At 47.5% G+C, this 13,983-nt stretch carries 7 protein-coding genes; 2 read left to right on the forward strand and 5 right to left on the reverse strand.

From position 1 onward, the window contains the following. Positions 1-18: 18 nt before the first annotated feature. Positions 19-576, reverse strand: coding sequence for an HTH-type transcriptional regulator PuuR (puuR, locus tag SK34_RS12105; protein WP_003830877.1), 558 nt, complete (start codon positions 574-576; stop codon positions 19-21). A 25-nt stretch (positions 577-601) separates the two neighbouring features. Then, positions 602-1,366 (reverse strand): gamma-glutamyl-gamma-aminobutyrate hydrolase, encoded by a 765-nt coding sequence (puuD, locus tag SK34_RS12110; protein WP_003838709.1) that lies wholly within the window; start codon positions 1,364-1,366, stop codon positions 602-604. A gap of 212 nt (positions 1,367-1,578) precedes the next feature. On the opposite strand from puuD, the gene SK34_RS12115 reads away from it, so the two are divergent. Together SK34_RS12115 and SK34_RS12120 are read left to right on the forward strand one after the other, a co-directional pair. Further along, positions 1,579-2,997 (forward strand): glutamine synthetase family protein, encoded by a 1,419-nt coding sequence (locus SK34_RS12115; RefSeq protein ID WP_003847712.1) that lies wholly within the window; start codon positions 1,579-1,581, stop codon positions 2,995-2,997. Between the two features lie 343 nt (positions 2,998-3,340). Further along, complete coding sequence (locus SK34_RS12120) at positions 3,341-4,729, forward strand: APC family permease (protein WP_048233117.1); 1,389 nt, start codon at positions 3,341-3,343, stop codon at positions 4,727-4,729. 159 nt (positions 4,730-4,888) lie between these two features. On the opposite strand, the gene SK34_RS12125 is transcribed toward SK34_RS12120, so the two are convergent. The 3 genes from SK34_RS12125 to SK34_RS12135 all read right to left on the reverse strand — a co-directional run bounded on the left by SK34_RS12125 (position 4,889) and on the right by SK34_RS12135 (position 13,540). Further along, the gene (locus SK34_RS12125; protein ID WP_048233118.1) at positions 4,889-9,217 is read right to left on the reverse strand and encodes an AAA family ATPase; all 4,329 of its coding nucleotides are present in this window, start codon (positions 9,215-9,217) and stop codon (positions 4,889-4,891) included. A gap of 6 nt (positions 9,218-9,223) precedes the next feature. Beyond that, entirely contained in the window at positions 9,224-10,780 is a 1,557-nt protein-coding gene (locus tag SK34_RS12130) for a hypothetical protein (protein ID WP_032937030.1), read from the reverse strand. A 537-nt stretch (positions 10,781-11,317) separates the two neighbouring features. Continuing rightward, complete coding sequence (locus tag SK34_RS12135; RefSeq protein WP_016149653.1) at positions 11,318-13,540, reverse strand: EAL domain-containing protein; 2,223 nt, start codon at positions 13,538-13,540, stop codon at positions 11,318-11,320. Positions 13,541-13,983: the final 443 nt, after the last annotated feature.

Raw genomic sequence — 13,983 nt, forward strand, 5'->3', positions numbered from 1 at the left:
AACTCAGGCCGCTACTGATTAGAACGTGGTGGGAGTGTGGGCACTGATGATGCGGCAGATCCCCGCCGAAGTGTTGCTGAAGCTGTGTGGTATGCCGGTGTTAATGGCATAGCTTTGCCCTGCAACAAGAGGATACGTTTGACCGTTGATGGTCAGTATCACTTCACCTTCCAGTATTGTGCCAATCTCTTCACCCTGATGTTTAATTCTCTCCCCGGTTGTCGTGCCTGGCTGATAGGTTTCAAACATCATTGCCAGCGTACGATTCGGATTTCCGTTGTGTACCAGCTTCATGGATACTCCCTGACTCCCGATCTCAATCAAATCATCCTGATTGATAACCACCTGCGGTTCGTCAGGCTTTTCCGGTTCCGCGAAGAACTCGGAGAGCGACAGCCCATATACTTTCAATAGCTTTTGCAGCGTACTGATGGCAGGACTGACTTTATCCTGCTCTATGGTGCTGATGGCGCTATGCGTTAACCCAGACAGTTCGGCGGCACGACGCTGCGAAAGACCCAATTGCTGGCGGATCTCTGACAAACGTTTACCCGGCGCCAGGCCGTCATCGCTCATAATTGCATTTCCTTAACTGTAGTGGTCAGAGTCGCTGTTTTTCAGCGAGGTGGTTCTGACAAGCGGTGATAAAACCTTCAAGTAACAAACGCGACAGGGCGTATTCGCTACTGTTCCATTCCGGGTGCCACTGCACGCCGAGCGCGAAAGGGTGGTCATGGACGCTGGCAGCTTCCACTAATCCATCCTGCGAGCGTGCTTCCACGCGCAGCTGCGGGCCAAGGGTTTTTGCTCCCTGACCATGCAAGGAGTTAACCCAAAACGTGCTGCAACCTGGTATTAACTGAGATAGCAATCCTCCCTGTTGAACCTGGACTTCATGAGATGGCGCATATTGCTGCTCCACCGGGAGTTCCGCATCTTCACGATGTTCCAGGAACTGTGAGTGATCGCACAGGCGACGATACAGAGTCCCGCCAGTGGCGACAACTAATTCCTGTAAGCCCCGGCAGATGGCGAAAATGGGAATGCGCCTTTCGAGCCCGGCGGTAATTAGCGCCATGCTCAGAAGATCACGCCCGGGATCGGCGTCAGACTCATCGCCATTTTCACCATAGAGGTGCGGCTGCACATTGCTTGGGCTTCCTGGCAGGAAGATACCATCCAGTTTCGGTAACAGCGCGTTCAGCAATTCGGGTTCCGCGAGCGCATGGGGCAGCGCTATCGGTAATCCACCGGCATTTAATACCGCATTCAGGTACTTTTCTTGCAGAGTCTGGGTCTCATGACCCTTAAGCCTGTTCCTACACATCACTACACCAATAACTGGCTTGTCAAATATATTGCCCATGATCGACCTCACGTTTTGGAATAAATTATTGCCAAACGGTTCCTTGTTGTGCAATTCCGTTCATTATTTTCTCAATCTAGCAGCGGAATAACCTTCTAGCAAACTTAATTTAACATTTGACAAACAATTTGTTTGCATCCAGAGTCGAATGGTGGACATTATATTTAACAGTCAAATCACAGAGCAGCTTACCAGGCCAACGGCGGTGAATCATGGAAACCAATATCGTAGAAGTTGAGAATTTTGTTCAGCATTCTGAAGAGAGACGAAGTAGCGCGTTTGCGCGCGAAGTTAAACAGTATCTGGAACGCTATCCTAATACGCAGTATGTGGATGTGCTGTTAACCGACCTTAATGGCTGTTTTCGCGGTAAGCGCCTTCCGGTTGCTGGATTGCATAAGTTAGAGAAAGGCTGCTATTTCCCGGCATCCGTTTTCGCGATGGATATTCTTGGCAATGTGGTTGAAGAGGCGGGATTAGGCCAGGAGCTTGGCGAACCGGATCGGACTTGTGTACCGGTGGCAGGCACGTTAACCCCTTCGGCCGCCGATCCTGAATTTATTGCACAGATGATGCTGACGATGCTGGATGAAGATGGCGCTCCCTTTGACGTTGAGCCGCGGAACGTACTGAACCGACTCTGGCAGAAACTTCGCCAGCGCGGTCTGTTCCCCGTCGTAGCGGTAGAGCTGGAGTTCTATTTACTCGATCGTAAGCGCGATCCCGAAGGTTATCTGCAGCCGCCGTGCGCGCCGGGTACGGACGATCGCAATACCCAAAGTCAGGTTTACTCGGTTGATAACCTGAACCATTTTGCTGATGTGTTAAACGATATCGATGAACTGGCCCGTTTACAGCTGATCCCGGCTGACGGCGCAGTGGCTGAAGCCTCCCCTGGGCAGTTTGAAATCAACCTCTACCATACCGATAACGTGCTCGACGCCTGCGACGACGCGCTGGCGTTGAAACGTCTGGTACGGCTGGTGGCGGAGAAACATAAGATGCATGCCACGTTTATGGCAAAGCCTTATGAGGAACACGCAGGGAGCGGGATGCATATCCACATCAGCATTATGAATAATAAAGGCGAGAACGTGCTGGCCGATGCGAATGGCGATGATTCCATGTTACTTAAGCGCGCGCTTGCCGGGATGATTGATCTGATGCCCGCGTCAATGGCGCTGCTGGCGCCGAATGTGAACTCTTATCGCCGCTTCCAGCCGGGTATGTATGTGCCGACTCAGGCTTCCTGGGGGCATAACAACCGTACGGTGGCGCTGCGTATTCCCTGCGGCGATCGTGATAACCATCGGGTTGAATATCGCGTGGCGGGGGCGGATGCCAACCCATATCTGGTGATGTCGACCATCCTGGCGGGGATCCTTCACGGTCTGGATAACGAGCTACCGTTGCAGGAAGAGGTGGAAGGCAACGGACTGGAGCAGGAAGGTTTGCCGTTTCCTATCCGCCAGAGCGATGCGCTGTGGGAGTTTATGCAAAACGACAGTCTGCGTGAATTATTGGGTGAGCGTTTTAGCCACGTGTATCACGCCTGTAAAAACGATGAATTAATCCAGTTTGAACGTCTTATCACCGACACTGAAATTGAGTGGATGTTGAAAAACGCCTGACAGTCGTACAGGTCATTTAAAAAGAAGTCGCATCATGCGGGCTGAGCGGAGCCAGCCCGTCAAAATTGCAGGAATACCTGCCATTTCCCGGATGTCGCGTAATGGAGCGCGGGCGACAACGGGTCTTCAGATAACCGACAGAGTTTGTGACGAGGAAATGTGATGATGCCAATGTTTAAAAACCAGCCCCGCGTGAGCATCCATGGCTCCCGCAGTAAGTACGGACCGCATCTGTGCCGTGCAACATTGACGCCTTTCTTATGGCTTTCTACCCCGATACGACCCAGGTCTGCTGTTCCCACATTTCGAACGCAGATCTGGGCTCGTCGCGGGGAGGAAAGCTATGTCGACTAATTCTTCTGTGGATCTTGCAGCCCAGCCGGGCAAAGCACAGCTGCGTAAATCTCTCAAGCTGTGGCAGGTAGTGGTGATGGGGCTGGCCTATCTCACGCCGATGACGGTGTTTGACACCTTTGGCATTGTTTCGGGTATCAGCAATGGCCATGTTCCAGCCTCCTACCTGCTGGCCCTGGCGGGCGTACTGTTTACCGCCATCAGTTACGGAAAGCTGGTGCGCCAGTTTCCGCAGGCCGGTTCGGCCTATACCTATGCGCAAAAAGCGATTAATCCGCATGTGGGGTTTATGGTCGGCTGGTCGTCACTGCTTGACTACCTTTTCCTGCCGATGATTAACGTACTATTGGCGAAAATTTACCTTTCCGCGTTATTCCCGGGGGTTGCGCCATGGATTTGGGTGGTGCTGTTCGTGGCGATCCTTACCGCGGCCAATTTGAAAAGCGTTAACCTGGTGGCGAACTTCAATGCCCTGTTTGTCCTGGTGCAGGTGGCGATCATCGTGGTGTTTATTTTCCTCGTGGTGCAGGGGCTGCACAAAGGCGAAGGGGTCGGGACCGTCTGGTCGTTGCAACCGTTTATTAGTCAGAATGCGCATTTGATTCCGATTATCACCGGGGCGACCATTGTCTGCTTCTCGTTTCTCGGGTTTGACGCGGTAACGACTCTCTCTGAAGAGACGCCAGATGCTGCGCGCACCATTCCAAAAGCCATTTTTCTTACCGCGCTGTACGGTGGACTGATCTTCATTGCCGCTTCGTTCTTTATGCAACTGTTCTTCCCGGACATTAGCCGATTCAAAGACCCGGATGCGGCGCTGCCGGAGATTGCGCTGTACGTCGGCGGCAAGTTGTTCCAGTCTATTTTTCTGTGCACCACCTTTGTGAATACGCTGGCGTCAGGTCTGGCGTCGCATGCCAGCGTTTCTCGCCTGCTGTATGTGATGGGCCGCGATAACGTCTTCCCGGAGAAGTACTTTGGTTATGTCCATCCCAAATGGCGTACTCCCGCGTTGAACGTCATCATGGTCGGGATTGTGGCGCTGTCGGCCCTGTTTTTTGATCTGGTGACTGCTACGGCGCTGATTAACTTTGGCGCGTTGGTGGCCTTTACCTTCGTTAATCTGTCCGTGTTTAACCACTTCTGGCGTCGTGAAGGACGTAAGCATACCTGGCAGGAAAAGTTGCACTATCTGGTATTGCCAATGATCGGTGCCGCCACGGTAGCCGTACTATGGGTGAATCTGGAAGTGACATCGCTGACGCTGGGACTGGTATGGGCCGGCGTTGGGCTGGTGTATCTCGCGTACCTGACCGGACGCTTTCGTAAACCGCCGCCGCAGTTTGACGCCGCGAAATCTGAGCGCGCATGGGAGTGATGGAAACGGAATCGGCAGAGATCTGGTAATGACGATTAATATTTAGCAGTGGCCAGATTTACACCATCGGATGTGAAAGTCGGCCGTAGCTTTCGGCTAGTCAAATGAAAACGGTATGCCACTGTGGAAAGTCGTGGCATACCTGCTTAGCGGTGTTGTTTACTGAACCGCAAGTCGATTTTTTTCCCTGATGCGATTGATCAATTCCATTTGCTCGTGGGTTGCCCTTACCAACAAACCGTCCAGAACGGCATCGTTATATTGTTCACTTGAATAGGTTAATTCAAATAACCCCATCTTAATGATAATATCGCGAACCGCTTCATTTGGATCGTTAGCAAGTCTCAGTCGGATTTTCTGGCTGCTTCGTGGAGCAAGGAGCCCACTAAACAGGCACCGAGCCAAATCGCTTCGAATCGTGACATCAGGATCATTTGCCAGTTGCTCTTGCACCAGAAGAGAGAGCGGATTCATGCGATCTGATTCTTCAATCAACTTTCTTTTAACGCTGTTATCTATATCCTTTGCTAACAATATCTGGACCTCTGGCGTTAACCTTTTATTTTTCGCCAATGCGAGCCTTATTCTGAGATCGTTATCTTTTATCAACCGATGCTGCACTTCTTCACTCAGTGGCGAATTGAAGAGTCCTTCCGAACCTCTAGCCAGTGCTTCCCTAACACAGATGGCATCATCTTCTACCAGTATGAGTTGTGCCGACGGATGCAGTTTAGGATAAGAGGCCATTTTCTGGCGAATTGACAGATCGCTATCTCTGGCAAGAAGGGTTTGTGTTAGAGGATTCAGTGTAAAGAGATAGTTTTCCTCCTCTGGTATCAGGTGGGCACGTACTCTTTGGTCTCTATCGTTTGCCAATTTCACCTGAACTGCTTTTCCTGGGCTTTGTGAGGCCGCAACTGCGCAGCGTACTTTGACCGATTTATCGTTCGCCAGTTGCCATTCGATCTCGCGATCTGTCCACCAATCACGTAACAGGGCGATGCGAACCTTGTCTTCATCATCAAGGAGCAGCTCGTGGAGAATCTTAGTATTCGTATTTTGGTTGGCCGCCAGTTTCTGACGCACATTGGCCTCTTTGTGCGTAACCAACTCTTCTTGCCCATCCCTACTCAACGCCGGGTTACTGGCTAACGCTTCGAGTATCTCTACGCTGCAGTTCTCCAGATTCAGGATTTTATTCTGTAGGGCTTCCGATAGCGCGGAATTACCAGCCAGCGCTAGCGCGATTTTTGTCACACTCTTCGTTGATGGTAAACCTGAGTTTGCCCTCATGCTGGCTAAAATCGACTGTACGCTTTCCATCGCCGTGGCCAGATTGTTTACCGCCAATTCTGTTTTATAGATGCGTTCCATTAACGGTTCGCCGATTTGTGGGTTGCCCGCTAGATTCTCGCGTATCGCAGCTGAGCCCGAGTCGTAAAGCTGCGTATAGTACTCTTCATTGAGATGCTGATTTAGTGCAAGCGCCAGTTGTACTTCCTCTTCATCCTTTATTAATTTACCAATGATTGGAGCGGTAAGGGCATTGTTCCTGGCCAGTTGAACACGGATTTCGCTATCATGCATTTCAGCGAGCTGCGCCATGATTGGACCCGTCAGGTTGCGATTACCTGCTAACGCGTAATGCACTTCCTGGTTACCGTTATCCAGTAATTGCTGTTGAGTTAATGCACTTATAGTGGCGTTACTTGCCAGCTCTTTTTGAACATCGTAGATATCATTGGCTAGTCGCTGCTGTACTTCACTCGGTAGATTTTCAGTGTAAGCCAACGATTTTCGAACCTGATGGTTTTGATCCATAGCGAGATGATGTATAGCTTTCTCTGGCAGCGAATTGCGCCAGTGTACCAGGCGTGCACGAACATCATCATCGCTATCATCCATTAAGGTACAGATCGTGTCGTCCGCAATGTTAGCATTGCCAGCTAATGCCTCACGTACTTCTGTGCAGCTGTCTTTGGTCAGTTGTTCCTGAACCTCAGGGTGAAGAGCGTAATTGCTGGCAAGGGCAATACGAATTTTTTCTGACGGATGCTGGCTCAAATTGTTTTGCAACAGGGCGCTATCAAAGTGTTTGCTACCGGCGAGTTCTCTAAGAACTTCATCTGTGTCCTTGAGCAAAGAGTTTAATGCGGGATTGGACAGATTAGGGTGTTCGGCAAGTTTGCGACGAACCGAGACACGCGTATCCTGAGTCAGCCGTATCTGTGCGGTTGCAGTCAGGTTGGGGTTAGACGCTAATGACTCCCTAACTTCCGTACATTCATCTTTTGCTAACTCTAGTTGTACAGCTTCCGCGAGTAATCCTTCACGGCGGCGTTTAGCCAGTGTTTCACGCACGTCCTGATCGCTGTCCAGCGTCAGGATCTGCTGTACCTTTTCGCTAAGCCCATCAAGATCTGCTAGATCTTCACGCACGGTAAAATCGCGGTCCCTTGCCAGTATTTCCTGCGCCTCAGGGTGAAGATTGCTATTGCGCGCCAAACGTCGGCGAATAGAGACCCTGGAATCCTTCGCAAGTTGTAATTGCATTAATTTACTGAGATTTTTATTGGTAATCAGCATCTCGCAAACGTCTAATTCTGGATCACGCATTAAATGTTGAAGCAATGTACTATCTGTGCTGTTGCTGGCGAGCTGGAGTCGATGTTGAATAGTGAGCTGAAGCCGTTCGAATTGTGTTGCCATCAGATCATGCGGTGCATTTGCATGTATACAGGCCAGATGTAAAAGATCGATGTCAAACTCAGGCTGGTCATTAACAATGTTAATACGTTGGGTGAGTACCTGCTCAGGACAGTTCGGGTTACGATATACTGCTTTGCGTACGTTCAGGTCTGCATCTGCCGCCAGTTTTTCCAGTAAATCATCCGGACAATCTTCGCTATTAGCGACCTCTGCGCGGCGCAACGAGTTTGCACTATCCGCCATCTGAATCATCTGCGCTACGCTAAGACCATCGCTGGTGGAAGCTGGTTTGAGCTTGAGTTTCTCAAACAACTCTTCGTATTGGGCAACCTGTTCACGCAGGGTCTCACGTAACGGAACTGTAAGCTGGATAGCAGCTTCCAGATCTTTCAGCTCCAACTGGCGGTTTTCAAGGAATGCTATTTCTCGAGCTTCGTTGATAGCATTCTGAATATCTGCACCTGCATAATCACGGCACTGTGTTACCAGCTTATTGCGTTCATTCTGGGTCAGTTCAAGCGACTCACCTTTCAGATGGATGTCCAGAATAGCTGCTCGCTCTACGCCGTTGGGGAATCCGACGTAAAACACCTCATCGAACCGTCCTTTACGCAGCAACTCTGGAGGGAGCACGGTAATATTGTTAGCAGTGGCAATGACAAATACCGCACCGGTTTTTTCTTGCATCCAGGTCAAAAAATAGCCGAAAAGTCGTGAGGAAACCTCCGAACCACTGCCACTGTTCATGCCGACAAAGGCTTTTTCCAGTTCGTCGATCCACAAAATACAGGGGCTAATTGATTCTGCCATTGTTAGCGCCCGACGCATATTATGTTCACTTTCTCCGACGTACTTACCCAATAATGAGCCGATATCAAGACGTAGGAGTGGCAACTGGAATAAACCGGACGCTGCTTTGGCTGCAAGAGACTTCCCACAACCGGGCATACCGGCGATAAGTACACCTTTAGGCGCCTGTACGCGTGAATCGCGAGCTTCACTCAGGCGGCGGAAAATCTGGGCGCGGCGAGTGAGCCAGGTTTTAAGGTTCTCAAGACCGCCGATGTCAGTTGCATTTTCGATTACGTGCAGCATCTCAAGCACGCCACTTTTTGCGATAATCTGCTCTTTCCCATGCTGGATAAGAGCCAACGCCTCGTCATTAATTTGTTCATGCTGTTGACGAACTAGTGCTAATACTGATCGGATCTCTTCCTGGTTCAGTCCGCAACACGCAGTATGCAGACGCTGATGCATATTTTCCGGGACAAACAGATCAAGCATCTGGCAAAAACTGCTGAGCTGCTGGTTAATTTCCTCACCCTGGGGCAGTGACAGGGGGAGCAAGGTGATTTGCGACTCGATTTGTACTGGGATGTGCAAAGTTTCTGAAACAAGTACTACAGCCGTTTTGCTCCGGTGGTGGCGCTGAATGCGGTTGAGCAATTGCTTTAACCGTGCAACGGCGAGTGGCTGGTTTTCCAGTGCACTGCGGGCATCTTTAATGATGAGGAGTTTTCCGTCCAAATCGTCATCGAGCAGCGAAGGTAAACTTTCTGCTAGTTCGGTGGCCTGACTCTGCGTGTTCCGAGGCTGCTTGTTATGGAAATCAACCCAGCCATATCCAAGGTTCCACTCTTTGGGAGACAGTGTCAGTTCTGTACTTATTTCCTGCAATAGCGTATCGACTCGGCTTTCTTCGCCGGAGTGGATGTAAAGCCCTGGATATCCAGCGAGGATATGGGATTTTATCTTGGTCTTAAGTTCGAGCAGATTCATCAGTATTTACCAGAATGAGAAAAGGTTTGAGGCAAAGTTACTGATACCCCGGCTAAAGGACTTAATGACATGACTCGTATTTTCAGTAACACTGGCAATGACTTTGGCAGCTGTTTTGGCAACAACCTTGCCCGCGTTATAGACGATTTCACCAATTTGCCCACCCGCTATACCACCTGCGACACCGCCAACAAACCCTCCAACGGCTGTACCGACTGGACCAAATACGGTACCAATCGCTGCGCCCAACGTGGCCCCCTCCGTTGCACCAGCAATAGCCATTGTCGTGGTTATAGTGGTGTTACCGATGGCATCGAGCGCTTCCTCTCCAGTCAGTTCACCTTTGCCCAGTTTATAAAGTACCTTTGCATTCTGTATGCCCACGCAGACGATATTGGTAATTAGGCCCGCAGGTGTACTGCGTAAGGCTGCGCCAAGAAAGCCGTTCTTGACAGCGACTACGACCGCTCCGGAAACAGCAACCTGTATAGCTGTTTGCGTACCGGTACGCAGCGAGCTTTCGAAAAAATCGTTGAGGTCTTCACTAGTGGATGGATTTTCACGACCGTTCAGGCGATTCCAGGCACGCCTTGCAAGGATTCTGGTTCCCTGCATACCCACCGCAATACAGGCACCGAGCACAGCCTGTTTACCAATTTGCTTGGCAATATCAATACGATTAGTGTCATTCCAGTCGTACTGACGCGCTTCGGCATCTTGTTGAGCTTTTTTCTGTAATTCTTTTGCTTTCTCTTTAGAAAGTGGCTGAGAAGACACTCCGTCAGCTTCAATAACCTCTGTGCTGTTGACCACATCTGCGCCTTGCCCCTCAGGAACTAGCGCTTGTTGATCGTTATAGTCGCCCCGATTGAGCTGTGTATTTGTGGCGTTTGAGTCAGCACCATATTTCGACTGATATTTGCAGACCACATTGCCGTTGCCGTCAACAATCTCAATATCAACGGAGTTTAGCTCCTGTGAACCAACAACCCGTGCACGATACGGACTGCCTTTGGTGGTTGCATCGATATTAAATGTATCGACGTGATGCTGTTCCGCAACAAGACCATCTAGATTGGGGTTTTGGTTGATATTCCCGGCCAGCGTGGTGATTGTTTTGCGCGCATTTTCGTTAGCGTCTACCAAGGCGCTATCGATAAGGCTGGCGTATTGGCCTACGTGTACCGAACCGGAAACTGCTGCATTTTTTTCTATCTCGCCAGCCAACCAGGAGGCACGGCTACGACCTTTATCCATATGCTGCTGTAATGAGTCGCGAGACTGATTAAAGGCTTCCGTAGACCGTATTATCTGCCGACGAGTGTTTAGTAACTCTTCTTCGTTTTTCCAGATCTGTGGATATTTACGAAATTCATCATCCAACCATTGCCCCAATGGCTGATCGCCGCGAGCCTGGCAGGAGGTTACGAAAGAGCTAATAATGGATGCGGTCTGCTCGGGAGCATTAATCTCCTCTACAACTTGCAATTCTACCTGTGTGATGGAGGAAAATTCATCATCGTTAATATTCTGAGCGAGATTATTATTTTGTTGTGTCATCATTTTTACCGTTAAATCTGCTGTGTGATATATCATCAAATGACTATGATAATTGACGCAAATGATATTAGCCGTAATGCTAAATGCAGACTAGCGCAGCGATCACTAATATTGATTATGAACTCTATGACTGAGGTAGCCAAAATCTTCAGGTTGCCACCCGATTTAAAGCTTCTTGGTCAGTTTCTCATTAGGGATTAATTTCGGGGAAATACCACGTTTTTAAGGCTAAACCAGCCTATCATGCAGGAAAGTCCTTCTCGCCGTTTTTTTTGCACAATACAAAACCTCCATATGGAGGAGCATTAATCTCCATATAAATTTCAAAGATCCTCTAAAAAAAACCTTATTTTTAGGAGGGGGGAGGCTCTACAACTCATGGCTGTATGGCAATATCTGTAGACTGATAGGTAGCAACAACACGATGTTATGACGTTAAGTTGTATAGTGTTTTGCTTAATTAATATGCAGTTTTAGTTAAGGGAATAAAAAACCGGCACGGGAGCCGGTAAGTGGAACAATGTAGGAATATAATTATTATTATAATTCAGCCAACTCAATAGGAACGGGTTTCCCTATATGGTATCCCTGTAACCAACCAATACCCATGGTAATTAGAATCTTTTCAATTTCCTCATTTTCAACAAACTCAGCTACCACTTCCATATTTTTGAGTTTTGCTACTTCGCAGAAGGATCTGACGGCGCATCGACTAAATTCATCTGTCAGTATATTACGGATGAAGGAGCCATCAATTTTCAGAATATCTGCGTCTAATGTTCTGAGTCGTGAATAGCTTGACGCCCCTGTGCCAAAATCATCAATAGCAATTTTAGAACCGGCTTTACGTAATGCTCTCAGAACATCAGTGACATTAGCGTTGTCAATGATATCTGATTCAATGATTTCAAAAATTATACGTTTAGGTGTGATGGAATATTTTCTAAACAATGTGAAAACATTATCAAGAAAATCAATTTTATTAAGCGAGTCAGGTGTCAGATTAATGGAGAAATGACTGCTCGGGTCAGATTTCTGCCGTGACTGTATAAAACGAAATGTTTGCTCTATAACAGTGATATCCAGTGCAGGAAGTAATCCTGCCTCACGAGCAACGGGTAGGATGGTATCTGGAAAGATTAACTTACCATCAACCATTTTTATCCGAATAAGTATCTCGTGATAACGTGTCAGTCCCGTAGTTGAAACGATAGGCTGAACAACCAGCATCGTTGATACGATGGGTTGAGCCATAAGCTCAAACGATTTTCTGTCAATTGCTTTTTGCAACATATGACGAATGACTGCCTGACTGACAATTTTATCGCCTGGCACCTGCGGGCTGAGTAACAACGGTTGCCCCTGCATTAACGAGATGTAGCTTTGGGTATTAAGATGTTTAATTGCTTGTGATAAATTTTTAATCAGGTTTTTCTCGGTGGTATATGCCACACCACAAGATAGTCCCAATTGGTAATCCTTCCAGATAAAACGAAAAGAGTTTAGGTCTTTGTAAAGAGTAGGAATGTCAGGGGCAGTATTAAGGCGAAGAATTATTCCATGACCAGGTGCGTAATAAATGTTACCTGTATCCTTAATCAATTTACGTACATATGAGCTTAGCGCTTTTACAAATTCAAAACGGAATTCTATTCCATGGGTTTGCTCCAGCGTATTCAACTCTGTACAACGGATGTAACACAAGCACTCTGTTGCGTGTTTACGGATGTCCATTTGCAGGGCCTGAAAGTTAGGCAGTCCGGTATTAGGCTCTGATCTAAAAAGTTGTTTGAGGCGGCGGAGATATTTTCGGTTACGGACCACAAGTACACCGGTAACAACAATCGTAAGAGAAAAGACAAACACTATCGTGGAGGAAATCACGAGACTATGTAAATAATTATTATAGTTATCCGGCGAAATATAACTGTTTATATAATATCCCAACAGGATGAGCATTGTTACCCATACAGGGGATATAAAAGCATGGCCAATGCAGATCACTCCCCACAGCATTACTGGAAGTAACCACAGTAATGAATAGTCTGTAAATATAAGAATATCTTCTCTGATGACGATCAAAGCGGACATAATGCAGAGTAACAGCACCAGCCATAATACTTGATACAGAATAGGAGGGCCGGATTTTATCAGCGTCTTCACTTGTCTGATGTATAAAATGCACCATGCAGGGTTTTGAACGCTTCTAAGCAACAGATAACAAAAAGGGATGCCAGTCAAGCAAGAGTTCATCAACCACTGTAAGTTAATTAGTGTTTGTAGTGTAAAAAGGTTTGTGATCGGTGCTGAGGCAGTGTTCGACTGGAGCCAGTAATCAATCGAGATGAATAGTAAGGCGTTGCAACACACGAGCCAGACAATACGCAGGGTTGTAAGCTGGCTACGACCAAAGCTAACCGCGCCTCGTTTACCTGTCGAGAAAAAGTAGAGTGTCTGGCTAATGAGAGCAGCCAGCAGTTGAGCCGTTAGCGTGAACACCGAAGATAAAGAGTAAGAATAAAGGGCATACAAGAAAAAGGCACCCAAAATTGGCAGCGCCTTTTGCCGGTATAAAACCAGCAGTGCAGAAATAAGAGGTAAAGTGAGATCGTAAAAATGCAGTGTTATACCCGCAACATCCTCTTGCTTACTGAGATGACCAGCGACCAGCTGTAATGCAAAAAACGCGATGCCTACACAAAAATAGCCTCTAAATGTATTAATGAAATTTATATTTTCAGTTTTTCTTAGCAATATCATCATTCGCAATTTTCAGTGAGTTATCACCGTTCTCGATTTAAGTCATCTACTTAAAAAAGGTTAGACTGGAGGTTTGAAATGTGTATTTTTGGATGTTTTCGCTAATTGAAAACCATTCTAAAATATGTTATGTAAATTTTTTAAAGGTAACCTCGATAATTTCCGTGTGTTTCACAACGCAGGGAAGAACAATTTTTGTGACTGTACTGATAATAAAAATTCCGTCAGTAGCCATTATTTAAGACAGAATAGACGATCGATAAAAACGATCAATATAAATCTTTTGATAGATTTTATCGATAGGTTTGGCAGATCATAAATACCACGAAAGATCGATAAAATCTATTAAAATGTTATTTTTTAAAGGTGTTTATTTCATAAATGTTAATTGAGCACTTTGTTTATTAAAAATTAACCTATGCAGGCATCCTTCTAAAGGAATTATT

Origin of the sequence: Citrobacter sp. MGH104, from assembly GCF_001034485.1 — a bacterium.
Taxonomy (GTDB): Bacteria; Pseudomonadota; Gammaproteobacteria; order Enterobacterales; family Enterobacteriaceae; genus Citrobacter; species Citrobacter freundii.